Annotated in this window: 21 protein-coding genes and 1 pseudogene; 10 read left to right on the top strand and 12 right to left on the bottom strand. The window is 67.9% G+C overall.

Translation table 11 applies throughout. The features are described from left to right. Positions 1–7 precede the first annotated feature (7 nt). Both OG379_RS40065 and OG379_RS40060 read right to left on the bottom strand, forming a co-directional pair. Positions 8–577, bottom strand: a complete 570-nt coding sequence (locus OG379_RS40065; protein WP_405668929.1) for a hypothetical protein — start codon at positions 575–577, stop codon at positions 8–10. A gap of 113 nt (positions 578–690) precedes the next feature. After that, on the bottom strand, positions 691–1,335 hold the full coding sequence (locus OG379_RS40060) for a hypothetical protein (RefSeq protein ID WP_331735086.1): 645 nt from the start codon (positions 1,333–1,335) through the stop codon (positions 691–693). Between the two features lie 300 nt (positions 1,336–1,635). Here OG379_RS40060 and OG379_RS40055 point away from each other — a divergent pair, with 300 nt between their 5' ends. Then, complete coding sequence (locus OG379_RS40055; protein WP_331735083.1) at positions 1,636–2,136, top strand: hypothetical protein; 501 nt, start codon at positions 1,636–1,638, stop codon at positions 2,134–2,136. 330 nt (positions 2,137–2,466) lie between these two features. On the opposite strand, the gene OG379_RS40050 is transcribed toward OG379_RS40055, so the two are convergent. The 4 genes from OG379_RS40050 to OG379_RS40035 all read right to left on the bottom strand — a co-directional run bounded on the left by OG379_RS40050 (position 2,467) and on the right by OG379_RS40035 (position 5,231). Beyond that, complete coding sequence (locus OG379_RS40050; RefSeq protein WP_405668827.1) at positions 2,467–2,976, bottom strand: Imm1 family immunity protein; 510 nt, start codon at positions 2,974–2,976, stop codon at positions 2,467–2,469. Between the two features lie 401 nt (positions 2,977–3,377). Continuing rightward, positions 3,378–3,893, bottom strand: a complete 516-nt coding sequence (locus OG379_RS40045) for an Imm1 family immunity protein (protein ID WP_331735081.1) — start codon at positions 3,891–3,893, stop codon at positions 3,378–3,380. A gap of 544 nt (positions 3,894–4,437) precedes the next feature. Further along, positions 4,438–4,836 (bottom strand): transposase, encoded by a 399-nt coding sequence (locus tag OG379_RS40040; RefSeq protein ID WP_405668926.1) that lies wholly within the window; start codon positions 4,834–4,836, stop codon positions 4,438–4,440. Between the two features lie 212 nt (positions 4,837–5,048). After that, positions 5,049–5,231, bottom strand: coding sequence for a hypothetical protein (locus tag OG379_RS40035; protein ID WP_405668924.1), 183 nt, complete (start codon positions 5,229–5,231; stop codon positions 5,049–5,051). A 292-nt stretch (positions 5,232–5,523) separates the two neighbouring features. Between OG379_RS40035 and OG379_RS40030 the strand changes: the two genes are divergently transcribed. Then, complete coding sequence (locus tag OG379_RS40030; RefSeq protein ID WP_331735073.1) at positions 5,524–6,180, top strand: hypothetical protein; 657 nt, start codon at positions 5,524–5,526, stop codon at positions 6,178–6,180. 77 nt (positions 6,181–6,257) lie between these two features. Here OG379_RS40030 and OG379_RS40025 read toward each other — a convergent pair whose 3' ends face one another. The 3 genes and pseudogenes from OG379_RS40025 to OG379_RS40015 all read right to left on the bottom strand — a co-directional run bounded on the left by OG379_RS40025 (position 6,258) and on the right by OG379_RS40015 (position 13,379). Beyond that, the gene (locus tag OG379_RS40025; RefSeq protein ID WP_331735070.1) at positions 6,258–8,279 is read right to left on the bottom strand and encodes a hypothetical protein; all 2,022 of its coding nucleotides are present in this window, start codon (positions 8,277–8,279) and stop codon (positions 6,258–6,260) included. A gap of 596 nt (positions 8,280–8,875) precedes the next feature. Continuing rightward, a pseudogene (locus tag OG379_RS40020) lies at positions 8,876–9,145 on the bottom strand (IS1380 family transposase); the annotation flags it as partial. A 613-nt stretch (positions 9,146–9,758) separates the two neighbouring features. Then, entirely contained in the window at positions 9,759–13,379 is a 3,621-nt protein-coding gene (locus OG379_RS40015; RefSeq protein WP_405668922.1) for a hypothetical protein, read from the bottom strand. A gap of 293 nt (positions 13,380–13,672) precedes the next feature. Here OG379_RS40015 and OG379_RS40010 point away from each other — a divergent pair, with 293 nt between their 5' ends. Continuing rightward, complete coding sequence (locus tag OG379_RS40010; RefSeq protein ID WP_331735064.1) at positions 13,673–15,163, top strand: glycosyltransferase family 39 protein; 1,491 nt, start codon at positions 13,673–13,675, stop codon at positions 15,161–15,163. A gap of 1,209 nt (positions 15,164–16,372) precedes the next feature. On the opposite strand, the gene OG379_RS40005 is transcribed toward OG379_RS40010, so the two are convergent. Both OG379_RS40005 and OG379_RS40000 read right to left on the bottom strand, forming a co-directional pair. Beyond that, positions 16,373–17,563 carry an alpha/beta hydrolase gene (locus tag OG379_RS40005; protein WP_331735061.1) on the bottom strand — a complete coding sequence of 397 codons (1,191 nt, stop codon included), beginning with the start codon at positions 17,561–17,563 and terminating at the stop codon, positions 16,373–16,375. A gap of 269 nt (positions 17,564–17,832) precedes the next feature. Then, positions 17,833–18,255: a hypothetical protein gene (locus OG379_RS40000; RefSeq protein WP_331735058.1), complete on the bottom strand. Its 423-nt coding sequence runs from the start codon at positions 18,253–18,255 to the stop codon at positions 17,833–17,835. Positions 18,256–18,539: 284 nt separating this feature from the next. Here OG379_RS40000 and OG379_RS39995 point away from each other — a divergent pair, with 284 nt between their 5' ends. Together OG379_RS39995 and cutA are read left to right on the top strand one after the other, a co-directional pair. Beyond that, positions 18,540–18,998 (top strand): hypothetical protein, encoded by a 459-nt coding sequence (locus OG379_RS39995; RefSeq protein WP_331735055.1) that lies wholly within the window; start codon positions 18,540–18,542, stop codon positions 18,996–18,998. Between the two features lie 690 nt (positions 18,999–19,688). Then, positions 19,689–20,012 carry a divalent-cation tolerance protein CutA gene (gene cutA, locus OG379_RS39990; protein ID WP_331735052.1) on the top strand — a complete coding sequence of 108 codons (324 nt, stop codon included), beginning with the start codon at positions 19,689–19,691 and terminating at the stop codon, positions 20,010–20,012. On the opposite strand, the gene OG379_RS39985 is transcribed toward cutA, so the two are convergent. Continuing rightward, the gene (locus tag OG379_RS39985) at positions 20,009–21,322 is read right to left on the bottom strand and encodes a helix-turn-helix transcriptional regulator (RefSeq protein WP_331735049.1); all 1,314 of its coding nucleotides are present in this window, start codon (positions 21,320–21,322) and stop codon (positions 20,009–20,011) included. The genes cutA and OG379_RS39985 overlap by 4 nt on opposite strands. Before the next feature lie 218 nt (positions 21,323–21,540). Between OG379_RS39985 and OG379_RS39980 the strand changes: the two genes are divergently transcribed. From OG379_RS39980 to OG379_RS39960, 5 genes are all read left to right on the top strand, one after another. After that, positions 21,541–22,446 (top strand): DUF6415 family natural product biosynthesis protein, encoded by a 906-nt coding sequence (locus OG379_RS39980; RefSeq protein WP_331735047.1) that lies wholly within the window; start codon positions 21,541–21,543, stop codon positions 22,444–22,446. A 90-nt stretch (positions 22,447–22,536) separates the two neighbouring features. Continuing rightward, positions 22,537–23,649: a radical SAM protein gene (locus OG379_RS39975; protein WP_331735044.1), complete on the top strand. Its 1,113-nt coding sequence runs from the start codon at positions 22,537–22,539 to the stop codon at positions 23,647–23,649. Positions 23,650–23,651: 2 nt separating this feature from the next. Further along, a complete protein-coding gene (locus OG379_RS39970) occupies positions 23,652–23,849 on the top strand; it encodes a hypothetical protein (RefSeq protein WP_331735040.1) in 198 nt (65 codons plus the stop codon). A 74-nt stretch (positions 23,850–23,923) separates the two neighbouring features. After that, positions 23,924–24,805, top strand: a complete 882-nt coding sequence (locus tag OG379_RS39965; protein WP_331735038.1) for a GNAT family N-acetyltransferase — start codon at positions 23,924–23,926, stop codon at positions 24,803–24,805. Positions 24,806–25,339: 534 nt separating this feature from the next. Then, positions 25,340–26,383: a S66 peptidase family protein gene (locus OG379_RS39960; protein WP_331735035.1), complete on the top strand. Its 1,044-nt coding sequence runs from the start codon at positions 25,340–25,342 to the stop codon at positions 26,381–26,383. Positions 26,384–26,431 lie beyond the last annotated feature (48 nt).

Raw genomic sequence — 26,431 nt, 5'->3', positions numbered from 1 at the left:
CGGTCCTCTATCGTGCTTCCTGCTGCTCACGGCCTGGATCCGTGCGGTCGCCCTCGCGCCCGGGCTCGTCCGGCGCGGGCAGGGGTTGCTGGTTCGGGGCGGATCCGCCCAGATCGTAGTGCTTGACGGAGCTGCTGCCCGCCATGTCGAACTCCTGGGCGATGCCTGTGGTGTGCAGGCGAGCCATCCGACCGTCCGGAATGCTCAGGGCGCTGCCTCCGGGGGCATCGATGGTCACCCCCTTGTCCTCGTCCCAGTTGTAGCGGTCCCATGCATTGGCCTGGTAGTCGAGGCCGACCTGCGGCCGGCCCTGCGCATCGGGGACGACGGTGACCACTCCGGTCACGTTCGATCGGGTGGAGCCGACCGCATAGAACCAGTTCTCGTCGACATCCTTGCCGAAACTGAAGTCACGGTTACTGGTCTCCACCGGCATCGAGACGGGCTGTCCTCCGTTGCGCCGGAACTCCGCGAGAGCCTGTTCGCGCCATTCGTCCTGATGGTGCTCGATGCGTTCCTCGATGTGCGTGCGGAAGTCGGGCACGTCGGACATCATCTTGTCGACGGGCAGCTCCATGTCCGTTCCGCTGTTCCCCAGGTAATGCGCCATATGCCGGGCGGCGTCCGTCCCACGGCAAGCGCCCCGCGCGCTCCGCGGACGCCGGGGGGTTGTCGGCGTCTCGGGTCCCGCTACAACGGTTTCGTGGCAGGCCGGGACTTGCTGCCCGCTCGTTTCCTCTTCATGGACACGTATGCGGGTTCTCCCTCGTCCGGGTCTCCCGGCTCGCCGAAGAGCTTGATGTCCCACCACAGCACCTTCTCCTGGAGCCAGTGAAACCCTGCGGCCAGCTCCCAGGGTTCGGAGCTGGTGGTGAACCTGACTTCCGCATGGCGAGCGCCCTTTCCTCTACGGCCCTTGAGCGTGAGCCACTGCTGGGACTCGTGGTCGAGCTCCAGATGACCGTGCACGAAGCGATGCCGACTCTCGAACTGCTCCTTGCACCGCTCAAGGACCTCGAGCAGCGCCTCACGCGAGGCGGAAGGAACGCGGTCTTCGTTCATGGCCTTCAGGCTCTCGATGCACCGCTTGGCGAAGAACGAGCCCGTTCCCCCGGCCTCGTAGGCGTAGGCCCGGGGCGCGCCCGCAAGGTGCACCAGAAGGCCGTGGAGCGTGTACTCCAGGAGCGCCGCCTCGCGCACGAGGAGGCCGACTCCCATCGTGAGCTCCGCCTCCTCCTCGTCCATGCCGGCCGCGAGCCACGGGATCGGGGGAGTGAACGCTGGAACGCTGGGTGCTTCCTCGGGGTCGGGCTGGGACGGGAGCGACTCGGGCATGCGTGCCTCCATGGTGCTGATTCGCCTGTGAGACCCGCGCGACCCGCTGAAGGTTGCACCACAGAGGCCACGCTGGCCGGTGACGTGCTGGTCGATGCCGCCGAGAGCTGGCGTTGCGCTGGCCCGGACAGGCAGTGCACCCAGGGGCTCCTGGTCCAGTGCAGTTGCTTCAAGCACCCGCCCGCTTCACAGGGCTCCTCTGCGTCTCGGCTCCGCCACCGCAGGCGCCCACCGCCATCGCCCGCAGCTGCAGGCCCCGCAATAGACTGCCCCGCCCCACGTCGACCGGAGGTCATCTCAGTGTTCCCCGCACGGGCATTCGCCTTTGCCCCGCTGGTTCTGGTGGTTCTCGCCCTGTCCGGCTGTTCTTCCTGGGTCTTCACCGACACGACGGCAGAGCGCGGTGAGGCCGGTGACAGGGTGCAGGTCGTGGACACGGGTGGGCAGCCTCTCGGCGTCACCGCGGCGGTCGTTGACTGGAGCCTTGAGCCCCACCCGCAGGTGCCCTCCGAAGGTGACCAGGTCCACGTCCGCTTTCGCTTCGACGGCGCCGATGAATATTCGGACCCCGCGGTGGACGCCTCTGCAGTCGACAAGGGGCGCGTGACGTTGGGGTGTCAGACGGTTTCCTCGTCCCAGGCCTTCGGGCGCTGGCTCGCCGTCGAGCACCCTGAGCAGGTTGACGCAGTGCTGTTGATCCCCAATGACCAGTCCCATAACCGACGCACCTGCGAAGCGGACATCAAGGACGGTGGCGGGATGCATCCTCCGGAACCACCCAGCAGGGGGGACCAGCTGTAGGGAGGTCCAGGCGGTTGAGCAGTGCCGACTGGGTTGCAACCAAGCTTCGCTGGAAGCTCACCGTCGACACGAAGGGACAGGCCGCGCTGGAGAGCTGGTCGGCGACTGCTCGGACACCGTCGTGGAGTACGAAGTCGCCCCATAGAACGCAGCAGCGCGGTTGCCGGGCCGTCAGGGGGGCGTCTACGCCGCCGCGTACGTGTGCGCCCGACCTGCCCCCACTCCACCGCCTCGGGACGGTCCAGCAACCGTGAGCGACTACGGCCTGGCTGCCCCGAGTGGTCGGTGCGGCCAGGCCGTAGTCGTCAAAACTCTGTTGGGCCCCTGTGCCTAATCCTCTTCTACGTAGAGCTCCCCGGTGTAATGCCCCTTCGTCCATTGAACTTGCGTAGGCCGGAAACCTGTTCCTTCGCGAAAGTATTCTTCCACCACTGGGCGAATACTAGACAAAGGCACCGCGCTGAGTCGGTCGAAGAACGTAGGGCACGAAGGATCAGAGAGGACTCTGGGGTCAGAGTGCGGAGGGGTCGGGTTCAGAGACACCCATGCGTGGTTCGCGATGTCATGACCCACCTCTGCGGATATTTGATGGGAAAGCATTCCATCGGAATACCATAGAAGTCCTCCGTACCCTGACGAAAAATTGATTCCGATCGAAAGCACGTTGTCTGGCGGTGTCGCGTAGTTCTTGTCGGCCGCTACGTCCCAGATGACTTGAAAAGCCAAGTCTACCGAGGGCTTAATGCGATGACCGTCAGCGAATAAGGCGTTGAGATATTCGCCTACTGCGCTTTGGGTCTCCAGATACACTGGTGCTTCACTCAACACCTTTAGCGTCATTAAGGCTCGCTCCCCACAGAGTTTTCTTACCCCCAGGTTAATACGGGGTAAGCTCCACTCGACAGGTAGGATGTGCTCGATCGTCTGCACACCCTTGCGTTGTTGTTAATGGTGACGGTGGCGCCATCATAGTCTACCCAGACTGCGCATCTGTCCCGACGTTTCGGGCTGACGAAGCCGGTTCCGTGTCTCAGACCTGACTGCGGGTTTGCCTGAGGCAATACGAGATATCTCTGGCTCGCGCAGGAGGCCATATTGCCGTGGGATGGCCGACGAAGCTCCCAGAGAACACCGAGAACCTGGAAGTACAGTCTGCGTAACCAAAGTCTTCATCTGATTCCTATGGGGCGAGGCGAGGGGATCCCACTCCCCGCCCCACAAGAATTCATCTCGACGGACTGCTAACTGCCTTGCGATTGCCCGTCTTCTATTTGCAGCTCACCGGTGAAGTACCCTTTCACCCAGTCAATCTGCGTGGGCCTATAGCCCGTTCCCTCGTGAAAGAATCCCTCCACCACGGAGCGAACTTCATCGAGAGGCAACGCGCTGACTCGGTCGAAATAGCTTGGGCACCACGGGTCACACACAACCTGTGGGTCATTTTCCAGGGGATTGGGGTTGCGGGACACCCAGACATTGTCCGCGACGTCCTCGCCCAAGGTTTCGGCAACTCTGTCGAAGATTGCACCGTCACAGTACCAGAGGATTCCTCCGTACCCTGAAAGGTAGTCGATTCCGATTGCCAATACATTGTCTGGCGTATCCGTTTTTCCGGCGGAGATATCTACTACCTGAAAGGTTGCAACCTTTTCGGCATTAAGGTGCCGGTCTTCGACAAAGATCTTGTCGAGATACTCATTCAATTCATTTTGGGTCTCCAAATACAGAGGCTCATCGTTGAATACCTTCAGGGCCATTAAGGCACTCTCCTTCGCATTGCACGTCGAGCAGCAAGGGTTCGACCGGGTTACCGTGTCGCTGGTGAACGCCTCCAGGGTTCGCGCGCCGTGATGGCGGAGGTTGCTGCCTTAGCGGCGCTGCGCTCGATATTCACCGCCTACTGCTACAACCCCCAGAAATGGCAGGCCACCCAGCCGCCCTTGAATCCCTGGCGAACCTGTACTCGATCCTGGACGCCTACCTTGGTCGCGATGCTCCCCGGACGACACAAGTGCGTGCAGCCCTCAACCGCGCTGCGGCGCGGTAGCCGGCCTCCGGTCGGGATGACCGAGGCCCACTCCCGGGGCTGCGGGACAGGAGTGGAGTGCTCTGCTCATCATCCCTTGCCACGCGAGACGTTCCTCCAGAACGTAAGGGAGAGCACCTTCTGTTCGTGTCTGGTCTGCTGGTTCTTCAGAAGACCCTTGAACTTCGGATGTGCTGCAGCCTGGCGGGAGAGTCGATCGGCGTCCTGTTGTAGGCCCGCGTTCGCGAGCGTGATTACCAGTGATGCCTGCTGGTCTATAGGCCAGCTCTGCACGACGGCCGAGAATCGACGATGCCCGAGGCGCGTGGTCGTGTCGGGTGGTCGAGGTCGTGCAACTTGCGCAGCAGCAGCACGAGCCCGCCATTGTCGCGGCGGTCTGCACAGCCTCGCGCTACAGCGCCGACAGTGGAATGCTGGCGGCCTGCCGCCAGGCCGAGGAAAGCAAGGAAGTGGCTGCCTTTTCGTTCGTACCGGACGGTGAGGCGGCGGTAGCCGAAGAGCCAGGAAATCGATCGCTCGATCTTCCAGCGGTGTCGGCCGAGCCGCTCGCCGGACTCGATACCGGGGCGGGCGATCCGTGCGATGAGGTTCCGGCTTCGGAGCCAGCGGAGGTGCTCTGCAGAGTAGTACGCCTTGTCCGCGCGGACCTTCACCGGCTTTCTCAGACGTGGTCCGCGCCGGGAGCGGACGGCGGGACGTCCTGGTCGCTCACTCGGGAGAGTGACACAAGCCGGCCGCAGCCCGGCGAACCACGCACATCCGGCCCCGGCATCAGCTGCCGCTTCTACTACTCCGGTGACACGCCCTGACGCCCGCGGACGGCGTCCGGCCTGCCTTCGGTCAGCTGGCCGGCGGTGTGCTCGATCTACAGCAGCGTCCATTCGACTCCGGCCCGCCACCCGGGCTCCGCGCTGTCGTACCGGCCTTCGGCGTCGGCGCGGATGTTCGCGGCGAGGGCACGGAGGTCTTTCTGCAGTCCCTGCCGTTTGGCCGTGTCCATCGCTTGGATCATCTCGTCGGTGATGTCACCGGGTCGCAGTGCGCTCATCGCCCCACCTTGGACGACCGCCCCTGCTGGAGGCCAGCGCTCCGTAGTGCTGGGCTGAGGAGCGGCCGGCCCCGCGGGGGCCGCCCGGAGTTCGGCGATGAACTGCTCCGCCAACTCCGCTCCGAGGCGACGGCCGCCCGCGATGTACGAGCGGGCGCGCTCGCGTGTCGCGGCGGGCCAGACCGGCAACGCCATCAGGTGTTCGCATACCTGACTACCCGTCGGAATGCCCGCTTCATGAAAGCGCGAGGCTAAGCTCGACCCCACCCCACCAGCGAACGGACCCCCCTTCATGACCAACGGCCTCACCTGGATAGGCGCCCACGCCCTCACCGCCACGCCCGTCCCCGGAATGCGCGGCGGCATCTCCCTCACCCTCGCCCGAGGCATCGACTCTGACGAGTTCCTAATCAACCTTGGGGCCGACCTCGATCAGCTCGCCGCCCGCACCCCGCTGGCCGAACTGCGTAGCCAGCCCACCCCGCCCGGCCACGACCCCACCCGCTACGCCTACGCGATGTACGGCAGCGAGGGTGAGTGGACGTACGTGCTGGAGAACGACCACGCCGCGACCTGGGCAACCGGCTTCCGCCGTGTCCCCTCGATGAGGCCCGGCCCGGGTGAAGAGATCCTGTGCGCCAGCCGGAACCTGTACAGCCCGCCCGCCGCGATCCTGCACGTCGAAGGCGACGAGGTGATACGGCGCGCAGAGTTCGGCACCACCACCGGCCACGAGTCGGCGTTGGACGCGGCGCTCACCGCCGCCGGTGCCGTCTTCCCCTCCATCCCCGACGCCACCGCCGACGAGGTGACCGCCTACTACGAACAGCACGGCGCGCGCCTGCCCACCCTGGTGTTCACCGCGCTGGGCGCGTACACGGGGCTGAGCATCGACCAGGATGCCGCACAGGCCGGGAATCTCCCCGCCGTCCACCTCCTCACTCCTTGAGCCGCACGCCTGCACAACGGCTTCGGCCCCCACCCTGCCGGTCAGGGTGGGGGCCGAAGCGTGTTGGCGCTGGGGTGTTACTGCGCGACGAGTTCGCAGATCACGGGCTGACCGCCGCCGACACCGTAACGGCAGGTGCCGCCGTCATCCATGCGCGTATCCAGCCAGTACGCATCCTTGTCCTTGATGCGCATCTGCTTCATGAAGTTCGCGAAGTGGCCGCCCATGGATTCCTGGTTGTGCATGCCCGAGATCGCCGCCCGGCCGCACACCTCGTTGAACGTGGGGTCAGCCCCGTTCTGCGAGAACAGGTGGATCATGCTGCCGTGCTTCTTCGCGTACATCGAAATGCAAGCATCCCCGCTGGGGGTGGTCTTCCCCGGCGGGATCGCCGGGTTGATGCCGCCCTCGGTGGACGCCATGCCGCCGCTGTTGTACGAGGACGCGAACGCGAACTCGTCACAGTTCAACGTGTCGCCCGCATCCACCAGGGCGGAGGGGTCGCCGTTGTTCGCGGCCCACCCCGTGGGGCAGATCCGCGTACGGGAACGGTTGTTCTGCGCCTCATCACCCATGTAATACAGCGGCTTCAGATCAACCATCGAACCCGGGTGCTTGGCCGTGGCCTTCTGAATCAGCCACGCGTGAGCGGCGGCCTGCGGGAACGCCTTCGCGTTGAACGTGTACGTGGGCGCGACGTTGACGAACACACAGCCCGGAACCGACCCCGCCGGGGCGTCTCCTGCGGGGGTGTCGCAGCGGATACGGTCGAGATCCTCGGTGCCGCCGTCGTAGTCAAGCGACCACTGGTAGCCGGTCTGGAACGGGCGGATCTTCCCGTCGGCGGGGAGAATGTTCGCGTCGATCTGAATGTCAGGCTTGAACCGGTAGTCCGTACCGGCCAGCGACGTATCCCAGCTGAACGGCGTCGTCAGCGTCGCCGAGTGCATCTCACCCGGCACCCACCACGGCTTGCCCTCCCACGCCGTCACCGGCTGCTCCTGCGGCGTACACGAGGTTTCGCACAGATGGTCCCAGCCCACGAAGTTGATCTCGCGGAACGCGGGCGGGATCTGCTGGGCGGGCTCGATCGTCAGGTGCTCGGTGAACGTGTTCTGTCCGTCAAGTTCCAGCATCCGCAGGAACATGAAATTCGCCACAGCCTGCGGCACACCGTCCATGCGGATGATGACCGGCACCGTGCGCACATCACACTGGATGAACCGGGTCGCGAGGATGGATTCGAAGTTGGTGTTGCACCACTCCACACCCGCAGTCGCCGCCGCCGCACCCGCCTTCTCGGACGCGTGGGGCGCCTTGCCCTTGGGGGCCGGGGTCGACTTGCCGAAGCACACCTGACGGCCGTCCGCGTCCGGCTCGCTGCACTGCTCCACCGCATCCTTCGCCGTCGACGTCGACCGCGCCGACAGCGGCGTACCGGCCTGGCCCAGGGGCTTGGTCTGGTAGTAGTGCGGCTGCTGCGCGTCGAAGTGGTTCGGGTTGGGGCTCGCGTAGTTCGGCGTCGGCAGGGTGAGATCCACCGGCAGCTCCACCCGGAACTTCGCCCACGGAGACCACAGCGTCTCATACAGCGAACCATCGTAGGCGTTGGTGCGGAACACATAGTTCGTGTTCAGCGCCAGCTTGCCCGCCGGAACGTCAACCTTCGCCGTACCCCCCGAAGCCACATAGGGGGAGACGATGACGCCATAGGTGGAGTCGTTCAGCTTGACCTTGGTGACCGGCTTCCCGGCCGCGTCCGCGGTCCACACCTCGAACGTCAGGTTGGCCTGATCCCCATCGGGGTCGGTCACCGTGTTCGTAAGCTGCACCTTTTGCGAGTTCACCCGCTGGAACCCGCCAGGCGCCGCGTTCCTCGACAACGGCGCAGCCTTGGGCGTCTTACCCGACGCCGGGCGCGCGCCCGCCGCCGCAGCGGACATGGTCTTCTCCGGACCGTGCACCTTCGGCGGTGCCGCATTGGGATCGGGCTTTACGGCCGGAGCCGCGCCCGCCACTCCGCCAGCACTTAACAGCATCAGTGCCGCCGTGCCCACCGCGAGAGCGGCTTTCCGTCTGGTTCTCGACGTGCCGAACAAGACATGTCCCTTCTGGCCCCACCGCCCTCAACCCGGACGGCAGGACATTGCTGGTATGTGTCGCGCCGCCCCCTTTCCTACGCGCGCTGATGATCAGCCAGCAACGCCCCCAACTCGGGAGGTACTTCCTCATCCGGAGTTAACAGGCGTGACCCACATCACGGTTGTACCCGCACGTGTAAAGGCCTGGGGGAGATGCCACACGCCATCGCCACACTCCACCCTTCAACGCGCCCGAAAACGCTCCCACGCGCGCGCGCCCTATCGGGCCGCCTGCCTACCAGCGCATTCCTACTGTTGTGCGGCAGGCCGCAGGACCAGTCATGGCCCGCGAAGTCGGTGAGGCGGTGGGGGGGGGTGAACGTCAGCGTGCGGGCCAAGCTGGAACCGCTACTCGTCAAGCTAGTCAGACTTGTCGATCCCGGCTTGCTGCGGAAACTCCCCGACGGCCGCTTCACCACGCGCCTGTGACCACCCGCCACGGACGACCCCGCCCGTCAACACCTGGCAACAGCGCCGATATCCGCTCCCACGCCGCATCCGTCAGCTCTCCGCGACCCATCACAAGATCAATTAATCAGACAGGTCCTAGCAGGGAGGACCCCGTCCAGGTCCACGATCACCTGCCCTGCGGCATCCGGCGCCGCAGTGCCGGCCAGCTTCCAGACGCGCTCACGCGCTTCGGCCCGAGCGGCCCTTATCGCGGACAGGGCCTTCGGTCCAGCTGCGGCGAGGGCGTCGACGAGCCGGGAGACCGTCGGGTCGGAGGCCACTGGCCCGAACACGCCGGGCTCGGCCCGCAGCGTCCCGACATCCGCGAGGCAGTCCCCGCCCAGCGCGACCGCGAGGGCCACGTCCAGGAGGACGGGGTTCCGTCGCCGGTGCCAGACACCAGCCTCCCGTTCCGGGCCCCGACACCCTGCCACACGAGAACCGCGGCGGCTGCCGAGCTGCGGCCCCTCCTGGTCCTCGGGGCCCAGCATGCAGCGCGGCGCGCTCGGCTGCGCCGCGCTGGCCGGTGAGAGTTCCCCGGCCGCAGGGGCGCAGCGAGGACCATGCGCAGCCGGCGTGGGGTCCGACAACAATCCCGACACCATGACCGACCCGCATGCCGACACAATGCCCGACGGAAAGGCCGACACAATGCCCGACACCTCACCGGAGCGGAACGCTGCATAACCGCAGCTCAACCACCGGTTTTCCCGTGATGAGTGCTCAGACTTCCCCTCTTCTACCTGGCTGTCTGGCTATGGGTGGGCGGTGGTGGCTGGTGGGCGGACGTGGCCTGGGGGAAGGTGGTGGCGCGCTGCGCTGGCCCTCTTCTGCCGCCCGACACGAGACATCGGGTCAGTGGCCGGGCGGTGGGAGGCCGGTTCTACGGCTGCTGCGCCTCGCGGTCGCGGGCTGCGTATGCGGTTCGGGTGTCAGTGGCGGCCCGTAACATCTGTGAATCGGCTCTGCAGGCGCGATCGTTTCGGCCTAGCAGGTCTCCCGGTAGGGGACCTTCGGAAGATAGACGTCCCATTGCTCCGTACCGAGTCCGCCCCCAACCCTTTCGCACACCCGCCGCGCGGCCCGTTTCGGGTTGAGCACGCCGATCTCCCGGTGCACACCGTTCGAGGTCGCGATCCGCAGGGTCTCGCTGTTGTCAGCGAATCCGAGCCCGAGAAGTCGGCCCTCGTCGATCTGGATGAGCGTGCCCGAAGTGCCGGGCGAGGACGTTTCCCAGACGCGTACAGAATTGTCCTGGGTTCCGACCGCAACAAACGCGCCGTCGGCCGAGAAGGCAACGGCCGGCGACTCATGTCGCCCGGCGTGGTCCGACGGTGCGAGAACTGCGATCCGGTGTTGGCCGAGGCGGTCCCAGAACGTGATCCGGCCCTCAGGGGTGCTGACCGCCAGGTCGTTTCCGTCCCGGCTGAACCACGCAGACTGCAACGTGTCCTCGCCGTACAGGCCGGTGGATTTGCGGCCGGTGTCCAGATCGTATCGATCGCCGTTCGACGTGAGCAGAGCGGTCGCATCCGGTGTCAGGAACACGGAGAACGTCTCCGTCTGCTTGCGGAGGAGACGGTGTCTGGCCTGCGCTGAGGCCCGCCACACCTCGACGACGCTCGGGGCGTCGTTCTGCCCGCCGATCGGTCGGGAGGTAGCGAAAAACAGGGACGCGCCGTCCGCTCCCACGGCGATGGTCTGAATCAGTTCCGGCACCTTGATGCGCGCGGTCTCGCGCCGGAGATCCACGTTCCACAGGCGGACTTCGGAGTCTCCGTATGCAACGGTGCGGCCATCCGGCGAGAAGGCGACGTGGGGTGCTGTGTCCCCGTGTGCCCGGCCCGGAAGGGTGATCGTCCTGCCGCCTCGTTCGTGCAGCTGGAACTCCCAGTCCTGGCCGTGTCGCTGTGTCGTCACGGCCGTGTGTCCGTCCGGGCCGAAGTCGGCCTGTTGGTAGGGCTGCTCTTGCTGCCCCCCTCTGATGGTCTCCAGTACGGCGCGAACGTCGAGCGTCTTCACGGTGTTCGTTCCGCCCACGACGAAGCGCAGCACTCCGTCTGCCGGATTGATCCGTGGCTCGATGGCGTAGGACGCTTCCGGTGTGTAGGTCGTCAGTGGGTGGTTCGGGCGCGCGGTGCGCCACAGGGCGATGCCGCCTTGGAGGGTGACGGCGTACGCCCCGTCGGTGCTGAACGAAACCTCCGGCCTGTCCTGGCCGCCTGTCTTGATCACAGGACGCTCGCGACCGTTCCTTAAATCCCAGGTACGGACTCCGCCTTCGACAGCGACGGTGATGGCGCGGCTGTCGGGCAAGAACATGAATCGGGCGCCCTTGTCGCACAGTTCGCGATCCGCCTCGCGGGTCCACGGCGTGGGCAGCCGGCGCTTCGACTTGATGTCCCAGACAGACAGTCGGGCGCCCTCGTATGCGCAGGCGGCCAAGAGCTTCCCGTCCGGGCTCAGCTGGGCGATCGGGCCGTCACCCTGGCGTGCTCCCGCCGTGAACACGACCCGGCCCGTCTCCATGTCCCACACCTGCACTCTGGTTCGGGTCTCCTTCTTGTCCTTGTCCTCGGTGATGAGCAGCCGCCCATCGGGGCCGAACTCGGCTTCTGGATGGCCCCCCTGGAGATCACCAATTCGCTGCGTCCGCTGTCCGTCGCGCAGGTTCCGCACAACGACTGTGTCCTGGTTGTCGAGGTACGCGACCCGCTCGGCGTCGCCGCTGACTGCGAGGACTGATGCGAAGGCGTCGCCCGGGATCTTGACCGAGCCGAGCGACCGGCCGGTGCGCGCATCCCACTGGTACACACTGTCCCTGCCGATCTTTGTCAGGATCCGGCCGTCCGAGCTGAGCCGGCCCTGCGACTGCATGTCGCCCGTACCGTCGCGCGGCGTGAACGATGACTGCTCGCGCTGAGCGGCGGCACCCCGCACCGCCTCGCGGGTTTCCGGCACGTCAGCAATCCGCCAAGAGGCCACACTCAATTGCATGGCCAGGCGGGGGTCCGATCCGCGCAGGGCTGTCGCGACACCCGCGATGCGGCGGGCCTCGGCCTCGTCCCGACGGCCGTCGCTGATGCGGCTCTGCTGCCAGGCCGCAGCGCCCGCGACCACTGCCAGGCAGAGCAGCAGGGCCAGAGCTGAGACCAGGGCGCGGCGTCGGCGGGCGTCACGTGTGCGTATTCGTAGCGCCTGCTCGTGGGCCGCCAGGCTCGCGAGGTGAAAGTCGCCTTCCAAGGCCGTCAGCTCATGGGAAGCGCCCGCATCCCCCCAAGCCTCGTCATCCCGATCACCGAACGCCTCACGAGCCGCCGAGAGTCGTACGCCCCGATACAGCGCCCCAGGGTCCCGGTCCAGCGCCTCCCACGCACGGGCGGCCTCCGTAAGCGCCCGGTGCAGGCGCAGCCGTTCTCGGTCGCCCTCGATCCAGCCGCGCAGCCGTGGCCAGGCAGTGAGCAGGGCTTCGTGGGCGAGGTCGACCGTGGCGCCGTCGACGGTGAGCAATCGGGCCCGCACCAGCTCCTCCAGGACGGCCGACTCAGCGAATGCTGATGGAAATTCGGCGCGGTCCACGGGCCGGCGGGTGTCCTGTGTGCCGTCACCCGGGGAAACCATACGCAGCAGCAGTCGGCGGGCGACCACAGCCTGCTCGTCGGTGAAGCTCGCATACACCGCCTCGGCGGTGTGGGCGATGGCGCCGCGCACCCCACCGATCGCGTCGTACGCCTGCTCGGTGAGAATTTTGCCGCGGCGTCGGCGCCAGACCTCGAGGAGGGCGTGTGCCATCAGCGGCAGACCACCCGGCTGCCTTTCGACGTCGGCAACGATGCGGGCGGTCAACGCCCTCTCCACGATGAGACGGTCGCGCTGTGCCGGACCGATGATGGCCTCTCTGAGCTGGGCGGACGTCATCGGGCCGACGAGGAGCGTGGCAGATCGTAAGGCGTCGGCGAGCGGACCGTGCTCGGCGCACCGGCCGTAGAAGTCGGCGCGCACGGAGATGACAACACGCAGTCGGCTCTCGGGAGCGCGGGCTGAGAGCATCGCGTCGACGAACCGGACGCGGGCGGAGTTGTCGTGGCAGAGCGTGAACAACTCCTCGAACTGGTCGATCAGGACGATCGTGTCACCCTTTTGAGTAGCGACCGGTACAAGCAGGGAGGGATCGGGGCGATCCGACGGGGTGATGACACGGACGACGGCGGGTCTACGCCGCGGATCCTCATCGTTGCGCAGGGCTGGGACGAGCCCCGCGCGTAGCAGGGACGACTTGCCGCTGCCAGAGCCGCCCACCAGAGCGACGATGCGGTGGCGGGCAACGGAAGCGGCGAGTTCTGCAACGAGTTCACCGCGCCCGAAGTAGATGTCTCGGTCGTCGGGCTCGAACCGGGCCAGGCCCTTGTAGGGGGACGTCGCCACCTCCTCTACGGCCTCTGCTTCCTTGGCAGCGTCCGCAGTGGCCTCGCGCCAACGCCGCTCCCAGTCCGCCTCGTCGCCACCGCAGGCACGCACATAGGCGAGAAGCACGGGAAGAGTCGGCACCCGTTCACCGGACGCGGCGGCGGACAGCGTCGGGGCCGAGAATCCGACCCGCTCAGCCATCGCCCGATACGTGGGTACTCCGGCTTCCCCGCGCAAGCTGCGCAGCTCGTATGCGAGCCGTGGGGCAGCGCCTGCAGCCGGGTCGAGCGGCTTCTCACGGCGCCCCATCGGTAATTCCCCCCGTCACGCCATGCGCGCCCCGCATGCCACGGCCGCGCCCCCATCAGCCCCACGACCCTATCGGCAGGCGTTCCTGCTGTTCGGCGACCTGCCGGGAATTGATTGGCCCCCCGAATGGGAGCTGCGCATCAATTCCTCGGCGGCTGGACTCCACCTACCCCGCCCGTCGAGCCATGCCGGAGTCAGCCATTGCCACCGTCCAGGCCCTCAGGCTTCCCGCACCATTTCGCACCGCGCCCGATCCTCGCGTGCGAGCGGCGCTCGGTCGGCGGCGCGTTGTCGTCGTGCCAGTGCTGCTCACGCTCGTGCTCGGCCTGTGGGGGCTCCGACGCGGTGATGCCGTGTGGCACGACGAGGCCGTGACGATCGGGCTCGCGAGTCGCGATCTGCCCGATCTATGGCAGACATTAGGACGCATCGATGCTGTGCACGGCCTCTACTACCTGCTGATGCACAGCCTGTTCGACGCCTTCGGCACGGACGTGGTCGTGCTGCGGCTGCCCTCGGTGCTCGCGATGGCGGCGGCCGCAGCCGGTGTCGCGATGCTCGGCCTTCACCTGGCCGGCCCGCGTGCCGGGCTGTGCGCGGGCATCGTGTTCGCCGTGCTGCCCGGAGTGCAGCAGTATGCACAGGAGGGCCGCTCGTACGCGCTGGTGTCCGCCCTCGTCGTCTGGGCGACATACACCCTGGTGCGAGCGGTCGAGCGCGATCGGCGAGGCATGTGGGTGGCGTACACGGGGCTGCTACTCGTGGCCTGCCTGCTGCACGAATTCGCAGTGCTCGCGTTGGCCGCGCATGCCGTGGTGGTGCCGCCCGCAACGCGCCGGACCTTCGTGAAGGCGGCCGTGTGTGTCCTCGTGGGGCTCACCCCGCTTGTGCTGGTGAGCGTGCGGCAGTCCACCCAGGTGGGTTGGCTGGATGCCACGGAGCCCGGCGAATACGCCAACTTTGCCCTCGTAGCCGGTGTGGCTCTGGCCGCAGCATGGATCGCCGGGTCGGGCCGGCGGCCCCGCACGTCGCGCGAGGGTCGGCTGGTCCTCCTCGGTCTCTGTCTGTTCGTCACACCGACCGGGCTCCTGATGCTGCTGTCCCTGGCCAAGCCGCTGTACCTGGACCGGTACGTGGTCTATGGCGCCGCGGGCCTCGCGCTACTCGTCGGTGCCGCGTTCGACCAACTACTGCGGCTCAGGCACGGGATCCGCGCGGGCACGGTCGTCGCGGCCGTTGTCGCCTGCGCGGCACTGGTGCCGACCACCCTTGACCTGCGTACTCCCGCAAGCCGCTCGGACGACATGACCGCTCTCGCCGCAACCCTGCACGAGACCCCCCGCCCCGGCGACGGCGTGGTCTACCTGTCCGTGAAGCGCAGAGCCTGGGAACTCGCCGATTCCAGGCCCGCCGCGGGGGTGGATCTCGCGCGGGCGCATGGCCCAGCCACTTCGCACAGCCTGTACGGCACAGAGGTGCCGCCCGACAAATTGCGCGCCCGGATGCTCACGCGCTACCGGATCGTCGCCGTAGCCTCACCGCCCGGCGTCGCGGTGGAGGACGACGCCATGGCCCGCGTGAAACGGGACACGCTCGCGGACTACTTCAAGGCGTGCAGCGTGCGCACAGCCGACGGTTCAGTAGTCACGGTGTACGCACGACCTGGCCACTGCTGAAGTCGGAACCGCGAGTAGCTCGCGGTTGCAGGCCCTCGCCTCGCACCCCTTCCGGCCTGGTGGTTCCGGACACCAGCAGCGCCGGGACGTTGCCTACGATCGCGGCCTTGGGCTGGGTGTATTTCTGCACACGGAATCCGCGGCGACAGCCGAGCCGCGGCCCCTCGCTGCTCCTCGAGGCCGCCGCATGCAGGGCGGCGCGGCGCGGTCGGCTGCGCAGCGCGCTGGCCGGTGAAGGGGCCGTCGGCCGCAGGGGACGCAGCGAGGGCCATGCGCGGCCGGCATGCTGCGCTGGCTTCATGGGGGAGGGCTGCGACGGCCCGGTGGGCGCTGCAGCGACCGGGCACCGGGCGGGGCGCACTATCCCCTGCACTATCCGCTCCACACTTTCCCCTGCGCTATCGGCTCCGCTATCCCCTGCACTATCGGGCGCGCATGACTCCGCCCTCTCCTCACGCAACCGCAGGTCAACCCCCGGTTTTCCGGCGGTGAGTGCTCGGACTTCCCCTCTTCTACCCGGCCTGTCCTGCTGGGTGGGGGTGGGTGGTGGGCTGGTGGCGGGCGTGGTCTCGGGGAACCGGGCGGCGCTGCGCTGCCTCGTTCTCCCGGCCCGTCGCAGGGGCTCCGGACCGGCAACGAGACCGGCGACCAGGCGGCGGCGCTGGTCGGTCCTACTCCGGCTGCGACGCCGGCCACTGCGCCTCATCGTCCGCACCGAGCTCAGCGGCGTACTTCGCCCGGGCGTCCGTGACGGCCCACGCCCAAGTCCGCTCGTTCCCGCCGTGCGTACGGGCCAGCCGTCCGGCCAGGCCCCGCTGGTGCCCACCACCGGCCCGGCGCGGCTCCGCGAGGGTGCGCTCGAGGGCCTAGGCCCGCTCCGCGGACACCGGACGACCTCGCTGGGTCTCGGTGTAGTCGTCCGATGCAGGCCGCCGCTCGATGCCGATGGTCAGGTCGCCTTCGATCCAGCCCTGGCGCTGCCACCAGACAATGGCCTTGCGTGCGATGGACAGCTCCCGGTTGACGCTGGGGAGTCCATCTCGTCCGCCCTTGCCTCTGGCAGCGCCGGGTCGCCGATCGCGGCGACGGGGAAGTCGGGCGGCTGCGCGCCCCGGCGGGCGGGAGCATCGCTGATCTTGTCACTCAACCTTCAGTCTTCACGACGTGTGCCCCGACCCGCGCCAGGCTGGAGCGCTCAGCGCGCCACTGTCAGGGGGAGTTGAAGACGACCTCGGGGTTGTCCGGTGTCTGGCCGTCTAGGAGTGGCTGAGGCCGGTTCTTCAGGTGCAGGTCAATGAACGCAGCGACGTAATCACGGGTGATCCGTATCGAGCGTTCCACGGAAAGAGTGGCCCCGGGGTTGGTCGGCAGACCGAGGTGTTCGCCGAGGACGGGGACGTCCGTGAAGGTCGAATGGTACGACCCCGTCAGGGTCAGCCAGCGCTTCCAGCCGTCCAGTCCCTGCCACCCCTCATCCCATGAGGAGTCCGGCCCACCGGGGTGATGGTCCACAGGGTTGCCGAGCAGGAGGAACGGCCGACCGTCGATCCCCGCGGCGGGGATCCGGTCGTAGAAGAGGCCGTCCATGTTGATCCCGGCGTCGAACCGGCGGTCACCGAGCATCGCGGAAGCCGCCGCGTTACCACCCATCGAATGGCCGACCACAGCGACGCGCCGGGGGTCGATCATCCGGGAGTTGTGCCAGGCGGGACGGTGACCAGTCAGCCGGTCCAGCACGAAGGAGAGATCGTCGGCCCGCCCCGTGGACACAGCTTTCAGCAGCTTCTGCCCCTCCTCGACGGGCAGGGGCATGAGCAGCTCGCACACCCGGCAGGTCAGCATCCGGCCGCCAGGAAACACGGTCCCGGTCGACTCATAGGCGTGATCCACACTCGCCACGACATAGCCGCGGCTTGCCAGGTCCTCGGCGAGGGAGGTCAAGGTAGCCCGATGGTTGCCGAGCCCGGGGGAAAGCAGCACCAGGGGGAACCGCCCCTGGCTGGCGGTGGCACCCGCGCCGGCATGGGTGACGGCGGAACTGACCTCGGCCGGCGCATCGTCCCCCAGACCGCGCCCGGCAAGCATCAGCCGCGCCTCTTCGGTGCTCATGTAGGCGGCGGGCCCGCCGCCACTGCCGCCACGGGCGGGGTAGCGGAGCGACACCATGAGTTCCCGTGCCGTCGCAGTCGAGGCCCAGGGGTCGCTCCGGTCGTGGTCGGTGAGGTGCAGGACCTCCGCGCCGACGGGGTACGGGCCTGTCGGGCGGGGCAGCTCGAGCCTGTCGGACGCGGTCTCGGTAGGCGCGGCTCCGGGTAACGCGTGAACGGCGGCGGGCATGGTCAGGAGAACCACCACTGCGACCACGGCAGCAGCCGCCCCTCTGCGAAGTCTGATTGTCATGACAAGGACACTAACGCTGCAACGGATCTCGATCTCAGGTTCTGAGAGGACGTCGGCACCATCTACGAAACCCGGAGCCGGTCAGCGGCTGACGGGACGAGCGAGTGGGCACAGGTTCTTGCCTGGTGAGTGCCCGGACTTCCCCGCATCTGCCTGGCCTGCCCTGCTGCGGGCGTGGTCTCGGGGAACCGGGCAGCGCTGCGCTGGCCAGTTCTCCCGGCCTTGCGTAGGGGCTCCGGACCGACGACCAGGCGGCGGTGCTGGTGGTCCTACTCCGGCTGCGGGGCCGGCCGCTGCGCCTGGTCGTCCGCACCGAGCTCGGATGCGTGGATCGCCCGGGCGTCGGTGACGGCCCGCGCCCAGGTCCGTTCGTTCCCGCCGTGCGTACGGGCCAGCCGCCCGGCCAGGCCCCGCTGGTGCTCACCGGCCCGGCGCAGCTCCGCGAGGGCGACCTGGACGGCCTGAGCGCGCTCCGCGGACACCGGACGGCCTCCGCGGGGCTCTCCGTACTCCACGCCGCTCTTGCGCCCGGAGACGCCCAGCAGGGCGGTTCCCACGGCTTCCTGGTGCGCGGCCCAGAACCGCTCTACCTCGGCCTGGCCGTAGTAGTCGACGCGGTCGATCGTGACCCCCCGCTCCGGGTGGCGGCGCTCCTGCGGCTGCTCGTGGCGCAGCGCGTACCACCGGGCCACGGTCGAGCGGCCCGCCCCGGTGTATCGGATAATCCCCGCACGACTAAAGACCGTGTGCTGCGCTGGCCGGACAGGCAGTGCACCCGAGGCTCTTGGTCCCACGCAGTTGCTTCAGGTATTCACCCACTTCACGGGGTTCCTCTGCGCTTCGGCTTCGCTGCCGCAGGCGCTCGCCACCATCACCTGCAGCTGCAGGCCCTGGGGTTAGACTTCCCCGCCCACCCCGACCGGAGGTCATCTCAGTGTTCCCCGCACGGGCATTCGCCTTTGTCCCACTGGTTCTGGTGGTTCTCGCCCTGTCCGGCTGTTCTTCCTGGGTCTGCACCGACACGATGGCGGAGCGCGGTGAGGCCGGTGTCAGGGTGCAGGTCGTGGACACGGGTGGGCAGCCTCTCGGCGTCACCGCGGCGGTCGTTGACTGGAGGCTTGAGCCCCACCCGCAGGTGCCCTCCGAAGGTGACCAGGTCCACGTCCGCTTTCGCTTCGACGGCGCCGATGAATATTCGGACCCCGCGGTGGACGCCTGTGCAGTCGACAAGGGGCGTGTGGCGTTGGGGTGTCAGACGGTTTCCTCGTCCCAGGCCTTCGGGCGCTGGCTCGCCGTCGAGCACCCTGAGCAGGTTGACGCAGTGCTGTTGATCCCTAATGACCAGTCCCATAACCGACGCACCTGCGAAGCGGACATCAAGGACGGTGGCGGGATGCATCCTCCGGAACCACCCAGCAGGGGGGACCAGCTGTAGGGAGGTCAAGGCGGTTGAACGCGAGTCACGGATGTGCCGGCGCCCTGGGGTTGCGCTGTTGGCGCGGTGAAGTCACCTCTCGTTCCGATCACCCTCGTCCTGCACCCCGGATCGCTGCGCGAGGTGCGACTCCTGCACGGCGTACACCCGGATCACCGCCGACCTCGTCCTCATGAGCCCGGACGGCGTCTCGACGGCCGGCTCCGTCGCGTACTGCGAGGCCCCTGACGCCCCGCTCCCGCCGAGAAGGAACCCCCGTGGCTGACACCTCCGCCCCGCTGGGGCACAGCATCTCCGCTCACCGCGTCCACGGCTGGTGTTCGCACTGCCGAGGCCACGGCCCAGGTGAGGAGCTCGTCGCCTGGCGCCTCGAAGCCACTGAGCTCGCAGCGGCAGACCAGCATGCCGCCGAGAACAACGACGCCCCCGCACCTAGTGAGGTCTCCAATGGCTGCACGAGACGACCGGCCCGACCCTGTGGTGGACATCGCCCCCTCGCTACCGCCACGCACGACCTGCGGTGCCAGGACTGCGGACAGGACGCCCTGTTCATCGTCACGGTCAGCGCGGTCGTCCTCGACGTGAACCGGACGATCGGCGGGTGGGTGATTTGCCTGGGATGCGGTGCCTGCCCCCACCCGGTGATGGCACCCTGTTGAGCTGCCCACTCACCTAGCTAGGCTCCCCGGCATGACTGACTACGTGCAGGTATCCACGGCCACGGAAACGCGTGAGCAAGCCGTCGCCCTGGCCGGCCCGGCCGTCGAACGGCGACTTGCTGCCGGGGCCCAGGTCGTCGGACCGGTGGTCAGTGTCTTCTGGCACCTGGGCGAGAACGGCACCGGCGAGGAATGGCAGGTCCTCTTGAAGACGACGACGGCCCGGTATCCCGCCCTGGAGGCGTATCTCCTGGAGCACCACCCCTGGGACAGTCCGGAGGTCTGTGCCGTGCCGATCGTCATGGGCTCCGACCGGTGCTTGAAGTGGATCAAGGACTCGGTCGAGAAGGCCTAACTGTCGGCGGGGTCCAGGAGGGCACGCACTTCGGTGGTGTCCGCGTAGGGGCGTAGGCGGTCGAGCAGGGGCGCGAGGCGCTGCCGGGGCCGGACGGACGCGATGCTGCTCGCGAGCTGGAGGGCTCGGCCCGTGGTCTTGGCCGCCTGCTCGATCTCCCCGGCGGTGAGGTAGGCGTCGGCGAGCCATGAGAGGTAGAGGGCCTTGTCGCGGGCGTGGGCGTCAGCGAACTGGTCGAGAGCGTGGGTGAGGATGGGCACGGCGCGCAGAGGGCGCCGGAGTTCGGTCCAGCAGCGGCCGGTCATGATGTCGAGTTCAGTGTGGTCGACCCAGGCGGCCCAGTCCGGTTGCGGCTCCCCGTCCTGCGCTTCGTCAAGAGCGCGGCGGGCGGCGACCAAGGCCTTCTCCGTGCTGGTGGCTTGGCCGTCCACGGCACAGGCCCAGGCCAGGCGTTCATAGAGGAGGGCGCGGACGGTGGATGGTGTCCGCTCGGTGATGGTCGCGCAAGAGTCGCCGGCGAACGACACAGCGGTGCGCCGGTCGTCCGCGAGGCTTTCGTAGGCGAGGAACGCGAGGCTGTTGCCGTAGAGGTCAGGGTCCTGCGCGTCCTGTGCAGCGGTGCGGCTCTCCTCGTAGAGGGCGACGGCGTCGCGTGTCCGGCCGCTGTCGAAGGCCGCCCAGCCGGCCTGCTGAGCCTGCTCAGCGAGGAGCGCGGTGAGTTGGCGGCGGGCCCCATCGGTGAAGGACTGCTGCCGTAGGAGCCCCTTCGTGTGCTGGACCTCGCCGAGGTAGACCCGGTAGGTGTCGCCGCCGCCGAGGACGTCGTCCAGGCGCCGGAGGCGGGCGGTCCGTTCCCGGAGTCGCACGACGTACGCCTCAGTGATGCGCTGCGGTGCGTCGGGCCGGTGGAGGGCCGGGAGGGCGGCGGCGAGGCCGGTGGTGGTGGCTGCTTGGAGGATGGTTCGGCGGCGCACGTGCTGTGGTCCGTTCTCTGCGCGGGACGTTTCAGCAGGAGTGCCGTTCACCTCCCACGGGCGGGGAGCGAGACCGACCAGTGCCCCCGGAAGGCGCAGTGCGTCAGCGATCTGCACAATTTTGTCGAATGTGGTGATCCGGCCTCGGCCTCGTGCGAGTGTCCCCACTCGCTCGGGCTTGATGTCGCACTCAGCGGCGATCTTGGAGTAGCTGATCCCCGCCCGCTCCCGCGCGATCCGGAAAACTGCCCCGAAGTCGTGGACGGCCAAGGCACGTTGCACCTCGTCGTTGTCGAGGAGGTCTCGAGGTAGAGCCGTGGGTGGCGTGTAGGTCATGCGGCGCTCTTCCTGCTGACGCGAGTGTGCGCGCCTGGCGTCCAGGGCGTCTACCCATCATGGGGATACCCCGCGCCGGGACGCAGACGTTCCGATGGAATATCACTCTCTTACGCCTAGGCCCCGGGGGGCGGTGCAGTCCGCCAGCCCGGGGGTGACGACTGGTGAGGAGTCGCCGTGCCTGAGCGTATCCACTGCCCGGCCGAGGAGGCGGGGCAATGAGAGAGAACGAAAGTGCCGAGCACACCCGGCCCCGAGTGCAGGTTCACACCCGCGAGACGACGCACGCGGCGGTCGCGACGTGGCTTCTGTGCGCGGCAGATGACCGGGCCATCGCACGTAAGGAGTGGGACGGGCAGCGCCTCACCTTGCTGCGGTGCGGCAGTCTGTTCGCCGCGATCCGGCTCCCGGGCGACATCGTCCGCGCAGCAGCCGGCGCTGAGGAGCCCGCCCACGTCGACGCCTACCTGGCGACCGCCCTTTCCCGGGGCGGCGCGATCATCGCGGACGGGTACGCGGCGCGCTACTACGCGCTGGTCCCGGCGTCCACCGGCCGGTGGTGGCACGTCCCGGACACCGTTTGTCTGGGCTCCGGCTCCTACCTGGGGGTGCCGCGGCCTGGCATCGAGGGCCTGGATGACGCCCGTTCGTACTGGTCGGTGCCGATGGAGGGCCCCGGCGCGCTGTGCTCTCCCACCGAGGTTCAGGCGCTGATGCGTTACGGCCAGGAGCGCAACGGTGCAGACCAGCGAGCGGCGGGCCGGGCGGTGGTGCAGAGCGTGCCCCTCGACATCCAGTCGATGCGGAGCGCGGCGGAGCAGGCGTGTGACGTCGAGAGCCCGGCCAGCAGGGATCTGAAGGGGACGATCGCCGCGATGCGCGCGTACACGGAGGTCCTGGTCCCCGAGGTCAAGCAGCTTGCCGAGGTCAAGCAGCTCGCCACCCGTGCGCCCGCCGGGGACCGGACAGCGATGGCCGCGCTCATCGGTGTGGAGGAAGGCCGGCGGCGCCTCAGCGCCCGCTCGTCCACCGGCGACCTGCACCGCCTTGCCCGCAGGGCCGCGATGTCGGTCATCGCTCTGTGCACCCACTACGAGAACTTGACCCGGCCGTCGGTGAAGTGATCCCCGCGGGGTCGTCGACTGAGCTTCTGCCCCGAACTGTGCTGTGGGCCCCGTGGCGTGCTGCCCACCACCCGACCGAAGGAGACCAAGATGCATGAGCTGATCGCCAGCCCGTTCCTGGGCCAGCACGTCCTCGTCCGCCCCGGCAGCCCCAGCGGGCTGCTGCTGCCGGAGGCCACCTACGACGAGCTGCGCGCCGCGACCGATGATGCCGTTCCGGGCTGGCTGGCTGATGCCGCTCGAGAGCAGTGGGGCACGGACGTCACCGGCCGCTCGCTGCCTGAGCTGCTGGTCGTGCGGCAGCCGTCGACGTGGGGGTACGGCAAGGCGTCGTGGGAGATCAACCTCGGCTGCAACTACAAGTGCAAGCACTGCTACCTGGGCCTCAAGGTCAACTCGGGAATGCCGCTCGACGACAAGATCCGCTGCCTCGACATCATGGCCGAGGCCGGGGTGCTGTGGCTCCAGGTGACCGGCGGTGAGCCCACCGTCGACAAGGACTTCATGCCCTCGTACCGGCATGCGTGGGACCACGGAATGATGATCACGATCTCCACGAACGGCTCCCTGCTTTGGCGGGAGAACCTCCTCGCGATGCTCCGGGAGCGCCCGCCCTACCGCGTGACGGTGTCGATGTACGGGGCGACGAAGCGTAGCTACGACGAGCTGACGCAGCGCGATGGCGCATGGGACCTGTTCATGCAGGGCATGGGCGCCGCCCGCCAAGCGGGGCTCCCGCTGCGGATGAGCGTCATCGTGACCGAGGACAACGCCGACGAGGAACAGGCGATGGTCGACCTGTGCGAACAGTGGGGTGTCGACTACGCCGTCTTCACGAACATGACGCCGACGATCTACGGCGGCGGTGAAGTCCTCACCGCGCAGTCCAAGGAACACCTGAGGATGCGGAAGAGGTTCGGCGGGTGCAACGCCGGTCACACCTTCTTCCACATGGACCCGCACGGCTTCGCCACGATCTGCAAGATCGGCCGCGACGACCAGATCAGTCTCCCCCAGGAAGGGATCGACGGTCTCGCACAGCTCGGCGACATCGCCGACCGTCTCATGCTTCGCACCGGTGGCTGCTCTGGCTGCCAGCTCTCGGGGTCCTGCACCGTATGCCGGCCCCTGGCCAAGCACTACCAGGAGGCGAAGGCACCACTCGCAAGCTACTGCCAACACGGAATGACGAAGGTGAGTTGACCATGACTGCTGTCGCTGTCGAGATCTCCCCCCGACGCCCGCTCCCCGGGCAAACGCCGACGAACGACCTGCCGTACCTCACGCGGCCCGTCGAGCGGCCCCTCGCCCCCACCCTCACCATCACTTCCGTCGCCGACCTGGACGACGTGATGGAGGCGGCTAAGTGCTCGTGCGCCGCGGGCGACGACAACCCCCACTGACCTGATCCGGTCATGAACGTGCAGGCCCCGGTGTTCGCGCCCCGGGGCCTGTGCCGTGTGTGTAACGTGCGGCCATGCTCTTGAACTGGGACTGGGTGCACCCAGTGATGCCCGTGCCGTTCGTGCCGACGCTGGGCCCTGTCCACCCCTCCAGCCCACTCCCGGAACTTTTCGCCGCCGTAGCTGGCGTCGCGGACTCCGGGGAGTTCCTGCCGTACGACAAAGACCGGCGGTGGTCGCGCACAAAGGCCGAGCGGCTCCTGGTCGGCGCCGTGCGTCACGACGAGCGCTCGACGCTCCTGCCGACACTGTCCCACCGGGGCCGGGGGGCGGTGAAGGTCTATGTGTACGGCGCGGAGCCGGGCGTCCTGGCCGACGCCACCGCCCTGGCCCGCAAACTCGCTGACGCCCATGAGGCGGGGGCGGCGCGGGTCGTGTGGTTCCTGGGCCCGGACGAGCCGGAACAGTCAGCCGCCGCCGTGGGCACGCGCGTGCAGTTGAAGGACTTCGCGGGCCCCGGACCGGAGGCCACCGGAGCGGTCGAGGTGCGCCCGTACCATGAGCAGCCCGAGGGCGTGAGGGTGACGTTCGCCCGGTTCGCCGAGGAGATGAAGGCGGACGGCCTGGCTTTCCTCCACGAGCAGATGAGCGCGGGGACAGTGGGGCCGGTCCTCACAGTCGCGCGTGAGGGACAGATGGCTGGCGCCATCGGCCCTCTGGAGACGATGATCGACGAGGCCGGGCGAACCCGGCTGCTGCCGCAGTACTTCGCCGTCCACCCGGAGTACCGCGGCCACGGCTACGGCCGCGCGCTGTGGCGGGCGGCGATGACGTGGGGTCGCGCGAGCGGGGCGGCCTACCAGCTGCTGCAGACCGAGGTCGGCGGAGCGTCCGACCGGCTCTGTCAGGCTGAGGGGCTAGCGGCACTCGGCTTCGTCTGCACCCAGTCGGCCTAGTGCGACTGTCAGAGTGAAGACGACCTGCGGTGTGCGCCCCGGGGCGCACGGAGTCGCATGACTTTGGCCCCTGGGTGTCCGTTGAAGGTAGAAGTTGTGGAGGCACGGTTTCGGCCATGGCCGTTGCTGTGCAGGTCGTCCCTCCTCCTGCGGAGGGGTGCGGCTGCAGGTGGGTGACTGTGCTCCGCAAGTAAGGCCACTCGCTGCAGGTCGGCCCGGCATGCACTGATGGTGCCGTGCCCTCGTCGTGCTCGGGCGCCCAAGCGTGCACCCGCGGGTGCGCCGCTCTTCCCCTGGGACGGTCAAGGACCAGCTGGGACAGGCCAGGGCGGGACGGTTCTCCGAGGTCAACGCACCGTCGCAGGTCAGATGGGGTGCGCGGATCCGGTTCGAGTCCGGCACGCCAGGATGGCGCCGTGAACGAGCAGCTTGCATACCGCCGGGCCCGCGACCTCCAGGGCGCGGCCTGTTCCACCATCGCCGATCTGGGGCGCTCGCTGCGGAATCAGGACCGCTGGCTCCTACGATCATCAGATGACGGATCTTCTGTACCCTGCCAAGCCTCGCCCGGGAGACCGGGTCGCGGTGTTGTCTCCCTCGTCCGGTCTGCCCGGTCTCTTGCCTCTGCCCTACGAGTTGGGGCTGCGCAGACTCCAGGACGATTTCGGGCTGAGGACAGTCGAGTACCCGACGACTCGGAAGATGGGTGCGACGCCCGAGGAGCGGGCCGCGGACATCCACGCGGCCTTTGCGGACCCCGACATCAAGGCAGTGATCGCCAGCATCGGCGGCGACGACCAGATCACCGTCCTTTCCCACCTCGACTCCGGCCTCTTGCGTGCCAACCCGAAGCCTTTCTTGGGCTACAGCGACAACACCAACCTGCTGCTGTTCCTACGGAACCTGGGCATTGTCAGTTATCACGGCGGCTCAGTGATGGTCGAGCTCGGACGGCCCGGCGCGCTGAATCCGCTGACCGCGGACTCCCTCCGGGCTGCGTTATTCACCTCGGGCGAGTACGAGCTCAGTCCCGCAAGCACTTACGGAGACATCGACCGCCCCTGGCAGGACCCGCACACTTTCGAGTCCGAACCGGTCATGGAACCCGCCGATGGCTGGAGCTGGCACAACGGCGACCGGGTAGTGGAAGGAGTCAGTTGGGGCGGCAACCTGGAGATCATCTCCTGGCTGTTGATGGCCGACCGCGTAGTGCAACCGGTGGACGACTACGCCGGGAACGTGCTCTTCCTGGAGACCTCGGAGGACATGCCGAGCGCTCAGGAGGCCTACTGGATCCTTCGGAGCATGGGCGAGCGCGGGCTGCTGCAACAGTTCCCCGCGCTGCTGATGGGCAGAGCGAAGAGCTGGTCGTTCGAGAACCAGCTCAGTTCCCAGGACAAGGCGTACTTCCGCCAGCAACAGCGAGACGCCGTCCTACGCGCTCTCCACCAGTACGCGCCCGGCACCGTGGTCGTGTTCGACGTCGACCTCGGCCACACTGACCCGCAGCTCGTGATTCCCGTCGGAGGACGAATCCGGGTGGACGGCCCGGCACGCCGGATCATCGTCACCTACTGAACCCACGCCCGGACCGAGCCGTGCGAAGTCTGCCGACCGGAGACCCGA

This window comes from Streptomyces sp. NBC_01166, assembly GCF_045039765.1.
Lineage (GTDB): Bacteria > Actinomycetota > Actinomycetes > Streptomycetales > Streptomycetaceae > Streptomyces.
The sequence above is the reverse complement of the archived record's forward strand: the minus strand, read 5'-3'. Positions and strand labels throughout refer to the sequence as shown.

Bases quoted from the DNA above. Each gene is read 5' to 3' on its own strand.
- OG379_RS40065 (WP_405668929.1), bottom strand. From the start codon at position 577: ATGGAGCTGCCCGTCGACAAGATGATGTCCGACGTGCCCGACTTCCGC.
- OG379_RS40060 (WP_331735086.1), bottom strand. From the start codon at position 1,335: ATGCCCGAGTCGCTCCCGTCCCAGCCCGACCCCGAGGAAGCACCCAGC.
- OG379_RS40050 (WP_405668827.1), bottom strand. From the start codon at position 2,976: ATGACGCTAAAGGTGTTGAGTGAAGCACCAGTGTATCTGGAGACCCAA.
- OG379_RS40045 (WP_331735081.1), bottom strand. From the start codon at position 3,893: ATGGCCCTGAAGGTATTCAACGATGAGCCTCTGTATTTGGAGACCCAA.
- OG379_RS40035 (WP_405668924.1), bottom strand. From the start codon at position 5,231: ATGAGCGCACTGCGACCCGGTGACATCACCGACGAGATGATCCAAGCG.
- OG379_RS40030 (WP_331735073.1), top strand. From the start codon at position 5,524: ATGACCAACGGCCTCACCTGGATAGGCGCCCACGCCCTCACCGCCACG.
- OG379_RS40015 (WP_405668922.1), bottom strand. From the start codon at position 13,379: ATGGCTGAGCGGGTCGGATTCTCGGCCCCGACGCTGTCCGCCGCCGCG.
- OG379_RS40010 (WP_331735064.1), top strand. From the start codon at position 13,673: ATGCCGGAGTCAGCCATTGCCACCGTCCAGGCCCTCAGGCTTCCCGCA.
- OG379_RS40005 (WP_331735061.1), bottom strand. From the start codon at position 17,563: ATGACAATCAGACTTCGCAGAGGGGCGGCTGCTGCCGTGGTCGCAGTG.
- cutA (WP_331735052.1), top strand. From the start codon at position 19,689: ATGACTGACTACGTGCAGGTATCCACGGCCACGGAAACGCGTGAGCAA.
- OG379_RS39985 (WP_331735049.1), bottom strand. From the start codon at position 21,322: ATGACCTACACGCCACCCACGGCTCTACCTCGAGACCTCCTCGACAAC.
- OG379_RS39980 (WP_331735047.1), top strand. From the start codon at position 21,541: ATGAGAGAGAACGAAAGTGCCGAGCACACCCGGCCCCGAGTGCAGGTT.
- OG379_RS39975 (WP_331735044.1), top strand. From the start codon at position 22,537: ATGCATGAGCTGATCGCCAGCCCGTTCCTGGGCCAGCACGTCCTCGTC.
- OG379_RS39970 (WP_331735040.1), top strand. From the start codon at position 23,652: ATGACTGCTGTCGCTGTCGAGATCTCCCCCCGACGCCCGCTCCCCGGG.
- OG379_RS39965 (WP_331735038.1), top strand. From the start codon at position 23,924: ATGCTCTTGAACTGGGACTGGGTGCACCCAGTGATGCCCGTGCCGTTC.
- OG379_RS39960 (WP_331735035.1), top strand. From the start codon at position 25,340: ATGACGGATCTTCTGTACCCTGCCAAGCCTCGCCCGGGAGACCGGGTC.